This is a genomic window from Pseudomonas prosekii, assembly GCF_900105155.1.
In the GTDB taxonomy this organism is placed as follows: domain Bacteria; phylum Pseudomonadota; class Gammaproteobacteria; order Pseudomonadales; family Pseudomonadaceae; genus Aquipseudomonas; species Aquipseudomonas prosekii.
This window is the reverse complement of the sequence record NZ_LT629762.1, coordinates 22,684-39,965: the sequence shown is the minus strand read 5'-3', so window position 1 is coordinate 39,965 and position 17,282 is coordinate 22,684. Positions and strand designations below refer to the sequence as shown.

Sequence of the window (17,282 nt, the reverse complement as noted above, 5' to 3'; positions counted from 1 at the left end):
TTTTTGTCAATATGGTTTTTATTCGATACTATCTATCGGCCCGATTAATCTGGACATGCCTTGTGTTATTTGACCTGTTGGAACGCCTTTCAAGCCTGACCCGCGTGTGGTTCCGCGAGCATCCGTTGCTCGCCGAATTGCAGCCAATCCAGCTCAGCGCGCTGATGTACCTGGCGCGCTGCAATCGCTATTCGAATACGCCGCTGGCGGTCACCGACTATCTGGGGCTGACCAAAGGCACGGTGTCGCAGTCGCTGAAAGCGCTGGAAGCCAAAGGCTTGCTGACCAAGGTTCAGGACGTCCGGGACAAGCGCAGCGTGCACCTGGAATTGACCGACAGCGCCCGCGAGCTGATCGGCGCGGTGATGCCGCCGGAATTTCTGGTGAAGGCGACCCGGCAAATGGGCAGCCACGCCGCCGATCTGGAGACCCTGCTTCTCGAGTTACTGCGCACCATCCAGCGCGGCCAGGATGTGCCCGGTTTTGGTTTGTGCCACTCTTGCCGTTTTCATCAGGTGTCGGCGCAAGGCCCGGTCTGCAAACTGACCAATGAGCCGCTGAGCGTCCGCGAAGTGGACCTGATCTGCCGCGAATTCAAGCAACCGGAAAAGATCGCCTGACATTGACATTGACACAGCCGCGCAAGTCGATCGAACCGTGGCCGCCGGAGCACAGTCAGAAGATCACTAGCCAGAAGATCAGCTGTCACAACACATAAGCGCCAACACTCCAAGGATCCCCATGTCGTCGCCCCGAATCGGTTTCGCCTGCCAGTATCGCCACCCGCAACGCAGCCTCGCGCTGGCGGAGTTGAAGGTCATCGAATCGGCACTCAACCCGCGCACCACCACTCTGCGCTGGATGAACAGCGTCGAAGTGCACGTCGCGCAGCAACGGTTGATCGAGATCGTCGAGCACAACCTCGGCGCCCAACTGAAGTTGTTGGCGTACGTCGCCGAGTTGCCGGCGGCGCTGCGCATGCTGCGCCTGAGCAGTGATCTGTTGCCGTTCTACAGTCATCCGCAGATCAGCGCGTTCTACCAGCAACCGGAGGTTGTGCTGAAGCTCAGTGAAGGCTTTGCGGCGATTGGTGCGCTGGCGCGAAGTAGCGGGATTCGCTTGTCGATGCACCCCGGCCAATACTGCGTGCTGGGCTCGGATCGCCCGGACGTGGTGGAAAACAGTCTGGCCGAATTCGAATACCACGCCGACATGATTCGCATGATGGGTTACGGCGTGCAGTTCCAGGATTTCAAATGCAACATCCACATTGCCGGCCGACTAGGGCGCGAAGGCATTCGTGCGGTGTGGCCACGGCTCTCGCAAGTCGCGCGCAATTGCATCACCTTCGAAAACGACGAAAAGACCTACGGCGTCGACGACTGCCTGGCGCTCGCGGATCTGGCTCCCGTGGTGCTCGACGTCCACCATTGCTGGATTCACGAAAACGACTACATCGCGGCGGATTCCGAGCGTGTATCGCGCATCGTCGACAGCTGGCGCGGCGTGCGCCCGACCATGCATTACTCGCAACCCAAGGAGCAATTGCAGGAAATGGGCTTCAGCGCCGAGATGAAACTGGAAATGGACGCCGTGACTCAAGTGGTGACCAAACGCGATCTATACGCGCACAGCGACCGCATGTGGAACCGCTGGACCAACGAATACGTCGCGCAGTTTCTCGATCGCTTCGACGTGATGTTCGAAGCCAAACACAAGAACCTGGCGACGCAGGAATTTTACGAGCAATACCTGCGCGGCTAGCGCCACGGCTGCAACGCTGCCTTATCGAGCGCTTGCCACGCAGGCGCATTGGCCAACTGATCCTTGGTCAGCCACAGTCCGCCGCTCGGCAGCAACGGTTCGGCGGGAAGTGCGAGCAAGTCGCGCAACTTGATCACATTGATCGAACCGCGATCGCGGTCACCCTCGGCGGCCCAGTCGTGTTCGAACAGTCGAACGCTCAATGCCTCTGCGGTAAAACCTTCAAACTGCGGGCGATTGCGCAACCACTGGGGTGATTGGCGCAAGGTTCGTTCCTGCACATCCAGCAACAACAATTGCCAGGCCATTGCTCCGTCGACATCGCGGTGCAGCCGCGTCAGCGCCAGATAACGCGCTTCCCCGGACCAGACCATCGACGGCGCGAGATCGTTTACCGCGCAACCTGACGCCGTCAGCAAATAACCGCCCAAGCGCGGACTGTGCACGCGCAGCCAACTGTCGGCGTATTCGGTTTCACAGCCAAACAGCCATGCCGCATCTTTACCGTTCGGGGCTGGCTGGACGAAATCGCCATCGGCAATCGCCACTTGCGGTTGCGTCACCTCGCGCCAATTGGGCAGAACATTCACCCCCTGAGCGCTGACCTGCAGTTCGCACCATTCAAAGTACAGCCGCGAATCTTCTCGATATCGACAGAACTCAGGCACCTCGCCGGCCTTCGGTGGCGCTTGATCAAAGCGCTGCAGCACGGTGCTTTCGCGAGCCTGATCCAGCCGTCCGCGAATCACAGCGACAGCGACAATTGGCCCACGAAAATCCAGCAAGCGCGCCGCCAATAACGCCGGGCTGCTGAGCAATTGTCGTTGCTCGGTATCGGCGACCACCACACCGCGGCCAACGGCAAACGGGATCAACGCGATGTAGCGTCCCGCGTCGCACACCCGATGATCGAGCTGCCAAACGCCCGGCAACTGCCACTCGCCAATTGTGCAGGAATAACCGCCATCCGCTTGCCCAGTGAATCGCGCACGGGTTGCAGCGCTCACCGGCGCCGACTCGACCAGCGTCGCACCGCGCTGACCAGTTCCATTCAAAGGCACGGCCAATTGCACACGAGTCAGGCGCCGCTCGGCGACCTGAATCCGCCCGGCAGCGTCATGCCCGACCTGCGCATCACAGTCGCTGTGAATGCTGTACAAACCGTAGCCGTAACGCCCGTGATCAGGTTGCGGATAGTCGAGGTACGAGGAAACCCGCAGGTGAACCTCATCAAGTTCCAGCGGTTCGGTCCAGCCGAGCGACGGCTCGTCGTCGGCGCCGATCCACGGTTCGGGCAACATTTGCCAACCTTGGTCAACGTGCCAGAGCCAATAGCCGAGCGCGTCACCGGAGCGCGCGCGGCAAGCGAACGAGCGGCTGTCACGGCTCCAGATGATCGCGGTGTCGGCGTTGATCAATAACGCCGTTGTTTCGCCGTTGACGCTGACGCGATAGTCGGGATTGCTCAGCGCCTCGCAGGGTTGCGGCAATTCGCGCAAGCTCGCGGGCATTACCTTGAACGCCTCCGCACGCTGCTGGCCATCCGGGGAAACATGCTCGAGCGCGTCAGGCGCGAGGTTTTGCTGCCACGCGCCGGGCTCCAGCCACAGGTCGGCAACCGGCACCAGACTGACCTTTTCGGCGCTCGCCAACAGATTTTCCAGGCTGATTTGGCGGGCGCCGTTGTCGATCAGCGGGCTGTAGCGCCCCACCAGAACGCCGTCGCTGAAATCATCCAGTTCCCAGAATTCATCGCAAGAACACTGGTAGAGCTGGCGCGCCTGCCGATCCAGAATCACCAAACCCCACTTCTGCCGCGAAGGCACGGGCGCGGCGAAATAACGCCCGTCCGTGGAGAACCGCGCCGATGAGCCAAGCCCCTGCAGCAGCACGCCATCGGGAAACAGGTAATCGCAGAGCACCGGCCCGCCCATGGCGATTTCGCTGTCATTGAATACGCGGATCGGTTCGCCCTCGGGCGTCTGCCGTGGCTCGCCGCCGCCCCAGGCACTGGCGCCGCCGGAGGAATGGCCGTGCGGCGATGACTTGGCGCGTTTGTCCTCGGCAAAGCCAAAACGCCGTTCCAGATGACTGACGCACGCCAGTCCGCCAAACATCACCAGCGCCGCCCCGGCGATATCCCAATATTGCGGCAACGCCCGGCCGACGTTGAACCCCAAGCCAATCGCCGCAGAGGTCATCAACCGCGCCAAACCGCGCCCGGTGGCTTTCCAGCCGAATCGCGCCGCCAGCCACATGCACGCCGCGCAGCCCAGCACCACACCCACTGCCCACAGCAACGGGATGACCGTCACCAGAAAAATCGGCACCAGCAGCACGGCGATTTGCCAGAGCAGATCGAGCAACAGTCGCGGCAGGCTTTTTTCGTCAGCGGGTTGCTCGGAAGAGTAGGGCACCGTTACCTCGATAACCAAATATGGACGGACTTCAGCGAATCAAACCAGTGCGCGCTCAGCGGCCATGCGCGGCGTTGGCCAGTTGCCCGGTGTCGACGCGCACGAAGGTCGAGTCGCCGATGGCGGTCAGCACTTCGCCGGCGTAGACCTCGCAGATCACCCGGGTCTTGCGCCCGACGTCGCCCTCGACTTTCGCCCGCAAGGTCAGCGTGACGCCCATCGGCGTCGGTTTGATGAATTTGATGCCGAGGTTGCCGGTGACGCAATCGATGCGCGGCACGCTGTCGACTGCGCGCTGTTCGGCCCGGTAGTGATAAGCCATGGCGGTCCAGTTGGAGTGGCAATCGACGAGCATGGCGATCAAGCCACCGTAGACCAGATCCGGCCAGCCGCAATACTTGGCGTCCGGTACATGCTCGGCGACCACGTGCACGCCGTCCTCATGCCAGACACTTTTGACGTGCAACCCCTGCGGATTGCGCCCGCCGCAGCCGTAACAAACGCCGTCGGGCGCGGCGAGGTCTTGCAGAGGTTTGCTGGAGAGAGGTGTATCGAAAGTTGGCATGGCGAGGTCATCCTGAACAGTGTGGGCCAGAGCAGATATCGCTGGATTCTAACCCCGGACCTCGCCGGGCGTTAACTCGCGTGCTGCGCTTCACCCCGCGCGACTGTGCCGTCGATCGGCTGAGCGGCGGATGGTCGAATACTCGGAACTAGTCGCGCAGCGCTTGCCTCTCAACAGGATTGAGCGAGGGTTTGGGCATGAGCGATGCGCTGGACGACTACAACAGCAAACGCGACTTCGACGCCACGCCGGAGCCGTCGGGCGCGGTAAAACGTACGCGCCGGACCGCGAAGGCGCATGCGCTGCAGTTTTGCATTCAGAAGCACGACGCAACGCGCCTGCATTACGACTTTCGCCTGGAAATCGACGGCACGCTGAAGAGCTGGGCCGTGCCCAAAGGCCCGAGCCTTGATCCGCAGGTCAAGCGTCTGGCCATGGAAGTCGAAGATCATCCGCTCGATTACGCCTCGTTCGAGGGCAGCATTCCGCAGGGCCATTACGGCGCCGGCGATGTGATCGTCTGGGACCGTGGGATCTGGAAACCGATTGGCGATCCGCTCGAGTCGCTGAAAAAAGGCAAACTCAAGTTCGAGCTCGAAGGTGAGAAGCTCGGCGGCATCTGGAACCTGGTGCGCACGCATCAGGAAGGCAAACAGAAACCGTGGTTTCTGATCAAACATCAGGACGCCGCGGCGAAACCCGAAGCCGAGTTTGACGTGGTCAAAGCGCAGCCCGATTCGGTGCTCAGCGAGCGCACGCTCATCCCGAAAAAGCGCAAGGGCAAAACCGCCGAGGCGAAACCGGTCGAACAAGTCCCGGCGCCGCGCAAACGCAAGGGTTCCGGCACGTTGACCGGGGCGAAGAAAGCGCCGCTGCCGGCAGCGCTGAAACCGCAATTGGCGACGCTGGTCGAGTCGGCGCCGTCCGGCGATTGGCGTTACGAGATCAAGTTCGACGGCTACCGCATGTTGGCGCGGATTGAAAACGGCACCGTTCAGCTGTTCACCCGCAACGGTCATGACTGGACCGCCAAGTTGCCAAGGCAAGCGCAAGCGCTGGCCAGCCTGGGGCTGGAGTCGGCGTGGCTGGATGGCGAAGTGGTCGCCGCCGACGAAAACGGCGTGCCGAGTTTTCAGTTATTGCAGAACGCTTTCGAGTCCGGCAAGAGCGGCGCGATTGTGTTTTACCTGTTCGACATGCCGTACCTCAACGGCGTCGACCTGCGCGAAGTGCCGGTTGAAGAACGGCGTTCAGCGCTGGCGAAAGTGCTGGAACGCAGCGAAGACGCAATCCTCAGGTTCTCCGAAGACTTCGGCGAAGACGCCAGTGATCTGTTGGCCAGCGCTTGCCAGATGAAGATGGAAGGCTTGATCGGCAAGCGGGTCGGCAGCCCTTATGTTTCGCGACGTTCCGATGATTGGATCAAACTCAAATGCCAGCAGCGCCAGGAATTCGTGGTGGTCGGTTACACCGAGCCGAAAGGCGCGCGGACGCTGTTCGGCGCGCTGCTGCTCGGCCTGCACGACAAGGACAGCGGCGAGTTGCGCTATGCCGGCAAGGTCGGCACCGGGTTTAACGAACGCACGCTGAAGTCGATTCACGCGCAACTGACGCCACTCGAAGTCAAGAAGCCTGCGGTGGTCAATCCGCCGACCGGATTCGAGGCCAAAGGCGTGCATTGGCTCAAACCCGAGCTGCTGGCAGAAGTGGCTTACGCGGAAATCACCAAGGACGGCTCGGTGCGCCATTCGGTGTTCCATGGCATGCGCAGCGACAAACCGGCCAAGGACATCACTGAAGAAACGCCGAAAGACGTGAGCGAACCAAGCACGCCAGCGCCTGAGAAAAAACCGAAAAAATCTGCCACCCCGACGCCCGGGAAGATCCGCATCACTCACCCCGACCGTGTGATCGACGCCAGCAGCGGGTCGACCAAGATGCAACTGGCGGAATATTACGTCAGCATCGCCGACTGGATTTTGCCGACCCTGAAAAACCGCCCGATCGCGCTGGTGCGGGCGCCCGAAGGCGTTGCCGGCGAATTGTTCTTTCAAAAGAACGCCGAGCGCCTGGCGATTCCCGGCATCGAATCGGTCGACGGCGAAACGGTGATGCTGATCAATAACGCCGAAGCGCTGGTCGGGGCGGTGCAGATGAGCACCATAGAATTTCATTCCTGGAATGCCCGAGCGCCGGACCTGGAACGCCCCGATCGCTTCGTCCTCGACCTCGACCCGGACCCGGCGCTGCCGTGGAAAAGCATGGTCGAAGCGACCACGCTGACCCTGACCATTCTCGATGAGCTGGGCCTGACCTCGTTCGTCAAAACCAGCGGCGGCAAAGGCATTCATCTGGTGGTGCCGCTCACGCCCAAGGACAGTTGGGACTCGGTCAAGGAATTCAGCCACGGCATCGTCAAGTACATGGCCAAGCTGATTCCGCAGCGCTTTTCGGCGGTGTCGGGGCCGAAAAACCGTGTCGGGCGGATCTTCATCGATTACCTGCGCAATGCAAAAGGCGCGACTACCATTAATGCCTATGCGGCGCGTACACGCGAAGGTTTGCCGGTGTCCGTGCCGATTTATCGCGAGGAAGTCGCCGAAATCAAAGGCGCCAACGTCTGGAACATCCACAACTTGCATGAACGCCTGGGCGAACTGGGGGAGGATCCATGGGCCGATTACGCGAAAACCCGACAGACGATCACTAATGAAATGCGCCGCAAAATCGGTTTGAAACCCGTCTCTAAATAACAAGGAAAACACCATGGATAACTATCACATCGCGATATCGGGCAAAGGCTGGCAGTTGAAGAAGGAGGGCGACGATAAAGTGTTGAAGACCGCCGAGACCAAATCCGAGCTGATCGAAATGTCGGCGGCGTTTTTCAAAGATAAAACCGCTTCGCTGAAGATTCACAAGGAGGACGGCACTATTCAGGAAGAACGCACCTACCCGCGTAGCGCCGACCCGTCGAGCAGCAAGGGCTAGAATCGATTGAGCAGAAAATCCCCGGCCGAGGCGAGTGGCCGGGTTATCTGTCTCCTGGTTGAACTTAAGTGAATAAAAATATTGAAAAAACCCGCTATAAGCTTTAAACGAGAAGTCCACTGGCACATTGCTAGCAATTAATAAAAAAGTCTCGCCAGTTTTTGGCCCCAGGGAGTGCTGATGAGTTTTCTTCCATTGACCGCCGACGCCTCGCGGCAATCGAACGATTGCGACGGTCTCGCCTCTCAATTGAAAGAGAACCCGGACACGCTCTACATGGCCCACGCTGACAGTGGCGACAGCATCAACAGCATCGACAACTTGCTGGAAGCCGCGCGCAACGGCGCTCACAGCACGGCGTGGGTGGTTTATCGCGCCGGGGAACATTTGCATCTGGTCGGGCAGGGCGATGCGCAGGCGCAATGGCCATCGACCGTCAGCAACGAAGAATTTGCACAGTTTTGCCAGACCCGAGGCCTGCACCGTTGGCCCACCGGCCGTGGCGAAACCGTGCTCGGCTGGCTGCTTGCGCCGATTAACGAGGCCGCCGACCCGGCGCTCGCCGAGTTTGCCCAACGCCTGGGCGTTCAGGTGCAGACCAACACCTTGGCGCGGGCACAGATTACTCAGCGGGTGCTGTACGAAATCACTTATCTGGCCAGTTCGACCCGCGACCGCTCAGTGTTTCTGGTCGGCGTCCATCAACTGCTGGCCAGCCTGATCGACGCGGAAAACTTCTACCTCGTCCTCTACGACCCGCACACGCGCAAGATGGATTACCCGTATTACGTCGACACCATCGACGTTGAAGCGCTGGAATCGGAAAACTACGAGTTCCTCGACCCCGAGCACCTGTCGCTGACCGCGCAGGTGTTGACCTCCGGCCATCCGCTGCTGATCGACGCCGCCGGGATTCACGCGGCGGAGGCTGAGGGGCGTTTTTATTGCGTGGGTGACTGTCCGGAATTCTGGATGGGTGCGCCGCTGAAAAATGCCTCGGACGACGTGTTTGGCATGCTCGCGATGCAGGTCTACGAGGTGTCGCGGATTTACAGCGCCGAAGATCGCGCGTTGTTTCTGGTGGTTGCGCGCCACGTGGCGATGGCGCTGGACCGCATTCTGCACCGCGCCGACCTCGAAGAAACGGTGATGCGCCGCACTCTGGAGCTGTCAGCGCTGAACGATGCCTTGCGTCAGGAAGTGCTCGACCGCGAGCGCGCCGAGCACCTGCAAAGTGCGCTGTTCCAGATTGCCGAACTGTCGAGCCAGCCCGGCGACATGGCTGAGCTGTTTCAAACCCTGCATGGCATCGTTGGCGATCTGCTGTTCGCGCAAAACTTCTACATCGCGCTGTTCGACGACGCGACCAGCGAAGTGACCTTTCCGTATTACGTCGATGAACGGCAGATCGTTCGTCCGGTCGCCCGGCGTGGCCGTCGCGGCTTGACCGAGTATGTGATCCGCCAGCGCCGCCCGTGCCTGATTGACACTGGCGAGGCTGAGCGTTTGTCCGCAACCGGCGAAATCGAATTGGCCCATGAATCGGTGCGCTCGTATTCGTGGCTGGGCATTCCGTTGTTCGACGGCGACGTGGTGCGCGGCGTGCTGGCGGTGCAAAGCTATACCTCGCCGGTGCGTTACACGTTGCGCGATCAGGAACTGCTGACCTTTGTTTCGCGACACATCGACACCGCGTTGTCGCGCCGTACCGCCGCCGAAGCGATTCACGCCGCTAATCTCAAACTCGAGGCGCGGGTGCAGGACCGCACCCGCGAGCTCGATCACGCCAACGCCAAGCTGCAACACGAAAACTCCCACGATGCGCTGACCGGGCTGCCAAACCGCACCTACCTTCAACAGCATCTGAATCAGGCCTGGGAACGCTTCGGCAGTGAGGGCGGCAATCTGGCGGTGATGTTCATCGACCTCGACCGTTTCAAAATGGTCAACGACAGCCTCGGCCACCACTTTGGCGATCTGTTGTTGATGCAAGCCGCGAATCGTCTGCGCGGCTGTCTGCGCGACACCGACATGCTCGCCCGGTTGGGCGGCGACGAGTTTTCGGTGCTGGCACCGGGCGCGCCACTGGAAGCGGTGATCGACATCGCCGAGCGTATTTTGCTGGCGTTCGACCTGCCGTTTTTCATCAATGGCCACGAGGTGTTTTCGTCTTGCAGCATCGGCATTGTCAGCGCCGACAGCCAGTTTCACCACGAGCCGGCAGACTTGCTGCGCGACGCCGATGCGGCGATGTATCGGGTCAAAAGCGCCGGGCGCGACAGTTACGCGGTGTTCAATCAGGAAGTGCGCCGCGAAGTCTCCGATCAGGTCGAGCGCGAAGGGGCGTTGCGCAATGCGCTGAAACGCAGCGATGAACTGCTGCCGTATTTCCAGCCGATTGTCAGCGTCGACACTGGCGAGTTGGTTGCGCTGGAGGCATTGATTCGTTGGCATCAACCGGGCGGGCGGATTATCGCGCCGGGTGAGTTTTTGCCGGATGTCGAAGGCTTGCGCCTGATCGGCCGGCTGGATTTGTACATGCTCAACAGCATCGCCGCGATTCTCGCGCAAGCGGAACACGCGAACTGGCCGCCGGTGCACGTCAATTGCTCGAGCTACAGCATGACCCGACCGGATTTCGCCACTGATGTGCTGGCCTTGTTGGCGTTGCACCAAGTCGCGCCGTCGCGGATTTGCCTGGAGCTGACTGAAGGCGCGTTGGTCGCGGAACCGGCCATCGCCCGGCTGACCATGCAGCAATTGGCCGACAACGGCATGTCGGTGGTGCTGGATGACTTCGGCGCCGGGTTCTCGTCCCTGAGTTACGTGCACCAATACCGCTTCAGCGGGTTGAAGATCGACAAGTCGTTCATCCTCGAACTGACCAGCAGTTCGCGCAGCCGCGCGATTGTCCGGGCGATTGTGCGCATGGCGGAATCGCTCGATCTCAGCGTGGTCGCCGAAGGTGTCGAGGATGAAGCGACGCTGGTCCTGCTGCGCGAAATGGGCGCGGGGCAGGCCCAGGGTTATTTCTTCGCCAAGCCGATGGGCCTGGAGGCGTTGCAGGCGAGTGCGCTGATCTTCAGTCCAGGTCCGCAGCCTGATGCCGCTCCGGCACTTGGCTCGCCTCGTCGCCCCACGTCCGGTTGACGCGCTGCCCACGAATCACCGCCGGACGATTGGCGATGTCCTCGGCCCAGCGCTGCACGTGGGTGTAGTCCTGCGCAGAGAGGAATTCGGCGGCTGAATAGACGTTGTCGCGGACCAATTGCCCGTACCACGGCCACACCGCGATGTCGGCAATGCTGTACTCATCGCCGGCCAGATACGGACTCTCGGCGAGGCGTCGATCCAGCACGTCCAGTTGCCGTTTGGCTTCCATGGTGAAGCGATTGATCGGGTATTCGAGCTTCTCCGGCGCGTAGGCGTAGAAGTGCCCGAAACCACCGCCCAGGTACGGCGCGGCGCCCATTTGCCAGAACAGCCAGTTCAGGGTTTCAGTGCGTCCGGCGGGGTCGCGGGGCAGGAATGCGCCGAATTTTTCCGCGAGATAGAGCAGGATGGAACCCGATTCGAACACCCGAATCGGCGGTTCGGCGCTGCGGTCGAGCAGTGCGGGGATTTTCGAATTCGGGTTGATATCGACGAAGCCGCTGGAGAACTGATCGCCTTCGTTGATGCGGATCAGCCAGGCATCGTATTCGGCGCCGCTGTGGCCGAGTGCGAGCAACTCTTCCAGCAGAATGGTGACCTTGACCCCATTCGGCGTGGCCAGCGAATAGAGCTGCAACGGGTGTTCGCCGACTGGCAGCTGTTTGTCGTGAGTCGGCCCGGCAATCGGCCGATTGATGCTGGCGAACTGGCCGCCAGACGGCGCGGTGTTTTTCCAGACCTTGGGCGGGACGTAAGACGCTTTGCTCATGAGAAAAACCCCCATTCGATGATTGCGCTAATCGCGAATAGGCTTTCTTACGCGGCATGCCTGAAAACGTCAACCGCCGATAACCCCGGTCCTTTCTCGATAACCCCGTCCCTATGTAGCAGCTGGCGCAGCCTGCGTTCGGCGGCGAAGCCGTCGCCAAATCAGCCAACGCGGTGTTTCAGTTGAGTCTTGCCATCCGGATTTACGACGGCTGCGCCGCCGGACGCAGGCTTCGCCAGCTGCTACAGGACGCGGCGTTGCCGATGAAGATTTACTTCCCCGCAAGGCATGCCTCTAGACGTCATCCGCCGATAACCCCGTCCTTCGCCAACAACCCCGTCCCTATGTAGCAGCTGGCGCAGCCTGCGTTCGGCGGCGAAGCCGTCGCCAAATCAGCCAACGCGGTGTTTCAGTTGAGTTTTGCCATCCGGATTTACGACGGCTGCGCCGCCGGACGCAGGCTTCGCCAGCTGCTACAGGACGCGGCGTTGCCGATGATGTGGCGCAACCCTATAAGTGGCGCGATCACTTGGTGGTTAACGCAAACTCCACGACACGCCGAAGTACATCGCCATGCCTTCGCCCGGCGTCGAGCGGGCGGCGTCGAGGCCTTTGTCGTCGTAGCCCGGCGTGACGGTGGCGGCGTAGTGTTTGTTGGTCAGGTTGCGCAGGTCGAGCCAGGTTTGCCAGTCATCCTTGGGCGCGTTGTAACCGAGGGTTGCACCGAACGTCGCATAAGGGTCGGCGTAATAACTGTTGGCGTAATCGACCGCGGTTTTCGACACCCATTGCGTGTTCAGCGCCGCGAAGAAACCCTGGCGCCAGTCGTAGCGTAACTCGCCCTGGTAGTAATGCATCGGCAGGCCGGGCAGGCGGTTGTCCCCGAAACGCTCGTCGTCGCGGTAATGGAAATCGCTGAACGTATAGCTCTGGCGCAGGCTCAATCGGTCGCCATTGTCCGCCGACCACAACGTGCTTTGCAGGCTCGCCTCAACGCCTTGGTGCACAGTCGGGCTGGCGTTGAGTTCGTAAGGCGTGACGGCGTTGGCGTCAGGCAATACCGAGAGCAGTTCGTGGCGCACTTGCGCGTAATACCAGGCCAGGCTCCACTGGCCGAACGCGCTGTCACCACGGCCGCCGAGTTCGAGGGTGGTCGCCGTCTGGTTTTGCAGTTTGATCGGGTCGCGCTGGGTGCCGGTGGCCGCGCCGCTGCCTGCCGGGAAGCGCTGGTCGGCGCTGTAGATCAGCGACCACGGGTGCGGCCCTTCGACCGAACGGCTGAGATTGCCGAACACTTGCAGGTCCGGCGTCACTTGATAGCGCAGGCCCAAACGTGGCGCGTAATCCCAATCGCCCATGCTGGTCTTGCCGCCACCCTCGGGGTAAGTCACTGCGCTTTCGCGGCGGGTATAGATCGCCGCGAGGCCGGTGGTCAGCCACAGGTCATCGGCGATTTCCAGGTCGTTGCCGACGTGCAGTACGGTGTCCGAGCCCTGATAAGTGAAATTGCGCATGTGCGTGCCCGGCGCGTAACCGGCAGTGTTGCCGCCGGGGATGCGCACCAATTCGCTGGCGCCGTCATTCGGCAAGTGTTTGGTCACACGCAGCCCTAGCGTACTGCGGCTTTCCATGCCCCAGAGGCTGTCGCGGCGCTTGTAATCGAAGGTGCCACTGACGTCGCTGTAGGCAACTTTCAAGCGGTTCGGGCCTTCGCGCAAATCCATCGGATAGTCGTGATAAACCAGGCCGGTCTGGAGGCTCGAATCGTCGTCGATGTAATAGGTGGTCTTGTTGCCGAAGAAGGTGCTGCCCGGTTGCTTGCGGCTGTCGTCGCGCGACACGTAGGCCGGATTGGCCGCGCGCGGGTGGTGCTCGATGGAATGCTTGGTCACGCGTCCGGCAAGGTCGTTATCGGTTTCGCGATAACGCAGGTAAAAGCGCGTTTCGAGGTTCGGATTGAAGCGATAACCGACGTTGGCGATCAGCCCTTGGCTTTCGCTCGCGGTGTGGTCCTGATAACCGTCGGCGCGCGCATCGGTGAGGGCGACGTAGTAATCGAGGTCGCCCAGCACTTGCCCGGAACTGATCTGGCGCTGCTGATAGCCGTGGCTGCCGGTGGCGTAACGCACTTGCAACTTCGGTGCGTCGTAACCGGTGTGGCTGACGTAATCGATGGCGCCGCCGAGTGCCAGCGCGCCACGGTCGAAACCATTGGCGCCGCGCAGCACTTCGACGTGATCAAGCCACAGCGGCTCGAGCAATTCATAAGGCGTGCCGCCGGGGCCGGTCAGCGGCAAACCGTCGAGCATCGCGTACAACCCCGATGCATGCGCGCCCGGTGCGCGGTTGATCCCCGAGCCGCGAATCGAAATCTTCACGCCTTCATTGCCCGCCGACTGCGCATACACGCCCGGTTGATAGGCCAGCACGTCCTGATTGCTCGCGACACGGCCCTGCAACGGGCGGCGCAGGTCGACGACATTGGTCGCGCCGGGCACCTCGGCGAGCCGTGTTTCAGCCGCTTCGATGCTCTGATCTTCGCCACTTTGCTGCTCACCTTGAATCAACACTTGCCCCAATTCCAGGCCTTCGGCCGCAGCTATGGCCGGGCAGGCGAGGGCCATCCCGAGCAACGCAACGGGCAGGGATTTGGGCGACGGCATCGAGGAAGCTCCAGGCATTACAAAGGGAAGAAAAAAGGCATAAAAACCGGCAGTGAACACTGCGACGTAAGTAAGAACGAGCAGAGCACATGGCAATTTTGCTTTTTGCGCCCAGCCCCTCGCTGATCGCCTCGAATCGGCGTGACAGCGGTTGAGATCGGCGAACAATCCAAAGTTTGAAGTGTTTCGCCAATCACCGACGACTGGCACAGAAAACCGCCGATTTGCCGCGTTCGATGCCGCCTGTCGCGGGCCTTCAATCTTTATAAAATTTTCCCGATGGCCCCAGCTTCAGATGATTGTGGGCGGCGCATTCAGTCAACCGGCGAATGAGTTACGCAGCCTTAAAGGCCTGAGGAGATCCATCATGTTTTTACACAACAAGCGACTCCAATACACCGTACGCGTAGCTCAACCGAACCCAGGGTTGGCAAACCTTTTACTTGAACAATTTGGCGGCGCCCAAGGCGAACTCGCGGCCGCCTCGCGCTACTTTACCCAGGCGCTGGCCGAAGATGATCCAGGCAGGAAAGACCTGCTGATGGACATCGCCACGGAGGAGCTCAGCCACCTGGAGATCGTCGGTTCGATCATCGTCATGCTCAACAAGGGCGCCAAGGGTCGACTGGCCGAAGGCGTGGAGGAAGAGGGCGAGTTGTATCGCGCGATCAATGGCGCCGGTAACGATTCGCACATCACCAGCCTGCTGTACGGCGCCGGCGCGCCACTGACCAACTCGGCCGGCGTGCCGTGGTCAGCCGCTTACGTCGATACGATCGGCGAGCCGACCGCAGATTTCCGCTCGAACATCGCCGCCGAGGCGCGGGCGAAAATCGTTTACGAACGACTGATGAACGTCACCGATGATCCCGGCGTGAAAGAAGCGCTCGGTTTCTTGATGACCCGTGAAATCGCCCATCAACTGTCCTTCGAAAAAGCCTTGCACGCGATCCAGCCGAACTTCCCCCAAGGCAAGCTTCCGGGCATGCCGGAGTTCACCAACGTCTACTTCAACCTGTCGCAGGGCGAGGGCAGTACACGCGGGCCGTGGAATCAGGGCGAGGATTGGGAATACGTCGAAGACCCGCAACCGGCGGTGGACGGCGGCGATGGCTCGGCCAGCGTGCAGTTGAGCGCCGAGGACGAAGAACTGCTGCTGGACATGAAAATGCGCACCATGTCCGACCCTGACAGCGACCCGGTCACGGGCGCGGATCTGGGTGCAGGCATGCAGCAACAGGCAGATGCCTGACGGACGACCGCACGCCACGTTGGCGTGCGGTTTTTTTTTGCTGAAAAACTCCATTTAACAAAAGCAGATTGAACAATTGAGGTGAATCAAATGGTCTCTACTACAAGGATGTCCTCGGCAGAATCGTTCGAGGACTTTTCGCGTCTGTTCAGCTCCACCGCAATGGCTTTCGAGCGGGAGGCGTCACGGCTCTCGCGGCAGATCCACGCGGCGGCACCGAGGGCGAACGGCAAACGCTCCAATGGCAAATAGAGGTTTTTATGTCTGACCCTTCTTCGCCCAGCAGAACGTCCTGGCACGCCGGGCTTGACCCCGGCAAGAGCGGCAATTGGTTGGCCGTCCTGTTCTGGGCGACCCTGGTGGGCGTCACGGTTCTGTTGCTTATCAGCGGTTACAGCGCGTTCACTGGCGACAACCGCGCCAACCTGAATTACGCCTTGCTCGGTGGTTTTTCCGGTTTCGGCGCGACTGCCCTCGGCGCCGTCGCCGCTGTGGTATTGCGCGACATCAGCGCCCGCACGCAAGACATCATGCTCGGCTTCGCTGCCGGGATGATGCTGGCCGCCAGTTCGTTCTCGCTGATCCTGCCCGGCATCGACGCGGCGCAGTCGATTGCCGGCAACAAACTGCTCGCAGCCTGTGTCGTGGTGTTCGGATTGGCATTGGGTGTGGCGCTGATGGTCGGGCTGGAGCGCTTTGTTCCGCATGAGCACGAGAAGAGCGGGCGCAAAGGTCCGGAGGCGCAGCGCTTCAATCGCGTCTGGCTGTTCGTGCTGGCGATCACTTTGCACAACCTGCCCGAAGGCATGGCGATTGGCGTGAGTTTCGCCAATGGCGACATGAAAGTCGGCCTGCCGCTGACCACCGCGATAGCGATTCAGGACATCCCCGAAGGCCTCGCCGTGGCACTCGCCTTGCGCGTCACCGGCATCTCGACCTGGCGCGCGGCGCTGATCGCGGTAGGCTCGGGATTGATGGAGCCACTGGGCGCGGTCATTGGCCTGGGCATCTCCAGCAGCTTTGCCCTGGGCTACCCGGTTGCGTTGGGCCTGGCGGCCGGCGCGATGATCTTTGTGGTGTCGCATGAAGTGATTCCGGAGACTCACCGCAATGGCCACGAGACTCCGGCGACGCTCGGTTTGATGCTCGGTTTCGGGGTGATGATGTTCCTCGATACCGCGCTGGGCTGACGCTGCAAAACCCTCCTGTCACGCGCTAACGTGCAGCTGCAACAAAACGGCGCCGGCAAATTTGCCGGCGCCGTTTATTGTGCATAAATGAAACCCCCTGTAGGAGCGAGGCTTGCCCGCGAAGGCGTCTGCACGTTCAACATCACTGCTGACTGTTGAAGAGCCTTCGCGGGCAAGCCTCGCTCCTACGGGGGCGGTAGTGGTCAGGCGAGGTGTCCGTCAGTGCTTACGATGTCGTCACCTCCGACCACGTCAACGTTGCCGATTCACGCCACTTGACCTCGGTCACCCCGTACTTTTCAGCCTGGGGTTTGGACACAACCTTGAGCGGCGGTCGACCGGGTTTGGGTATCGGCGCGATGCCGGCATCACAACTTGCCCAGTGCCAGGCATCCCCATTGTTCATTACCTTGGCGCGGATAATGAACGACTTGGTTTTGCCGTGCAGTTTGTACTCAATGACATAAAGACCGGTGTTCATGAGTCCCCCTCCTTTTGCTCATAGATAAAGGAGTGGT

At 60.9% G+C, this 17,282-nt stretch carries 12 protein-coding genes; 7 read left to right on the top strand and 5 right to left on the bottom strand.

Annotation, left to right across the window (positions count from 1 at the left end; genetic code table 11):
- The first annotated feature begins 11 nt into the window (after nt 1–11).
- Nucleotides 12–620: a MarR family winged helix-turn-helix transcriptional regulator gene (locus tag BLU01_RS00200; protein ID WP_092269159.1), complete on the top strand. Its 609-nt coding sequence runs from the start codon at nt 12–14 to the stop codon at nt 618–620.
- A 121-nt stretch (nt 621–741) separates the two neighbouring features.
- Nucleotides 742–1,764 (top strand): UV DNA damage repair endonuclease UvsE, encoded by a 1,023-nt coding sequence (gene uvsE / locus BLU01_RS00195; protein WP_092269156.1) that lies wholly within the window; start codon nt 742–744, stop codon nt 1,762–1,764.
- On the opposite strand, the gene BLU01_RS00190 is transcribed toward uvsE, so the two are convergent.
- Complete coding sequence (locus BLU01_RS00190; RefSeq protein WP_092269153.1) at nt 1,761–4,181, bottom strand: hypothetical protein; 2,421 nt, start codon at nt 4,179–4,181, stop codon at nt 1,761–1,763. The two genes, uvsE and BLU01_RS00190, sit on opposite strands and share 4 nt — an antisense overlap.
- Before the next feature lie 55 nt (nt 4,182–4,236).
- Complete coding sequence (locus BLU01_RS00185; RefSeq protein ID WP_092269150.1) at nt 4,237–4,746, bottom strand: PaaI family thioesterase; 510 nt, start codon at nt 4,744–4,746, stop codon at nt 4,237–4,239.
- A gap of 197 nt (nt 4,747–4,943) precedes the next feature.
- On the opposite strand from BLU01_RS00185, the gene ligD reads away from it, so the two are divergent.
- The 3 genes from ligD (at nt 4,944) to BLU01_RS00170 (ending at nt 10,887) form a co-directional block, all read left to right on the top strand.
- Complete coding sequence (gene ligD, locus BLU01_RS00180; RefSeq protein WP_092269148.1) at nt 4,944–7,499, top strand: DNA ligase D; 2,556 nt, start codon at nt 4,944–4,946, stop codon at nt 7,497–7,499.
- A 13-nt stretch (nt 7,500–7,512) separates the two neighbouring features.
- Complete coding sequence (locus tag BLU01_RS00175) at nt 7,513–7,737, top strand: DUF2188 domain-containing protein (protein WP_092269145.1); 225 nt, start codon at nt 7,513–7,515, stop codon at nt 7,735–7,737.
- 180 nt (nt 7,738–7,917) lie between these two features.
- The gene (locus BLU01_RS00170; RefSeq protein ID WP_092269142.1) at nt 7,918–10,887 is read left to right on the top strand and encodes a sensor domain-containing phosphodiesterase; all 2,970 of its coding nucleotides are present in this window, start codon (nt 7,918–7,920) and stop codon (nt 10,885–10,887) included.
- Here BLU01_RS00170 and yghU read toward each other — a convergent pair.
- Complete coding sequence (gene yghU / locus BLU01_RS00165; RefSeq protein WP_092269139.1) at nt 10,820–11,659, bottom strand: glutathione-dependent disulfide-bond oxidoreductase; 840 nt, start codon at nt 11,657–11,659, stop codon at nt 10,820–10,822. The two genes, BLU01_RS00170 and yghU, sit on opposite strands and share 68 nt — an antisense overlap.
- A gap of 536 nt (nt 11,660–12,195) precedes the next feature.
- Entirely contained in the window at nt 12,196–14,322 is a 2,127-nt protein-coding gene (locus BLU01_RS00160) for a TonB-dependent receptor family protein (RefSeq protein ID WP_092269136.1), read from the bottom strand.
- Nucleotides 14,323–14,689: 367 nt separating this feature from the next.
- Here BLU01_RS00160 and BLU01_RS00155 point away from each other — a divergent pair, with 367 nt between their 5' ends.
- Entirely contained in the window at nt 14,690–15,574 is an 885-nt protein-coding gene (locus BLU01_RS00155; protein WP_092269133.1) for a manganese catalase family protein, read from the top strand.
- 260 nt (nt 15,575–15,834) lie between these two features.
- Nucleotides 15,835–16,764: a ZIP family metal transporter gene (locus BLU01_RS00150; RefSeq protein WP_092269129.1), complete on the top strand. Its 930-nt coding sequence runs from the start codon at nt 15,835–15,837 to the stop codon at nt 16,762–16,764.
- Between the two features lie 226 nt (nt 16,765–16,990).
- Here the strand turns inward: BLU01_RS00150 and BLU01_RS00145 are convergent, their stop codons facing one another.
- The gene (locus BLU01_RS00145) at nt 16,991–17,245 is read right to left on the bottom strand and encodes a DUF6555 family protein (RefSeq protein WP_092269126.1); all 255 of its coding nucleotides are present in this window, start codon (nt 17,243–17,245) and stop codon (nt 16,991–16,993) included.
- Nucleotides 17,246–17,282 lie beyond the last annotated feature (37 nt).

Coding starts and splice junctions, on each gene's coding strand:
- BLU01_RS00155 (WP_092269133.1), top strand. CDS start 14,690: ATGTTTTTACACAACAAGCGACTCCAATACACCGTACGCGTAGCTCAA.
- BLU01_RS00160 (WP_092269136.1), bottom strand. CDS start 14,322: ATGCCGTCGCCCAAATCCCTGCCCGTTGCGTTGCTCGGGATGGCCCTC.
- BLU01_RS00150 (WP_092269129.1), top strand. CDS start 15,835: ATGTCTGACCCTTCTTCGCCCAGCAGAACGTCCTGGCACGCCGGGCTT.
- BLU01_RS00145 (WP_092269126.1), bottom strand. CDS start 17,245: ATGAACACCGGTCTTTATGTCATTGAGTACAAACTGCACGGCAAAACC.
- uvsE (WP_092269156.1), top strand. CDS start 742: ATGTCGTCGCCCCGAATCGGTTTCGCCTGCCAGTATCGCCACCCGCAA.
- BLU01_RS00170 (WP_092269142.1), top strand. CDS start 7,918: ATGAGTTTTCTTCCATTGACCGCCGACGCCTCGCGGCAATCGAACGAT.
- BLU01_RS00175 (WP_092269145.1), top strand. CDS start 7,513: ATGGATAACTATCACATCGCGATATCGGGCAAAGGCTGGCAGTTGAAG.
- BLU01_RS00200 (WP_092269159.1), top strand. CDS start 12: ATGGTTTTTATTCGATACTATCTATCGGCCCGATTAATCTGGACATGC.
- yghU (WP_092269139.1), bottom strand. CDS start 11,659: ATGAGCAAAGCGTCTTACGTCCCGCCCAAGGTCTGGAAAAACACCGCG.
- ligD (WP_092269148.1), top strand. CDS start 4,944: ATGAGCGATGCGCTGGACGACTACAACAGCAAACGCGACTTCGACGCC.
- BLU01_RS00185 (WP_092269150.1), bottom strand. CDS start 4,746: ATGCCAACTTTCGATACACCTCTCTCCAGCAAACCTCTGCAAGACCTC.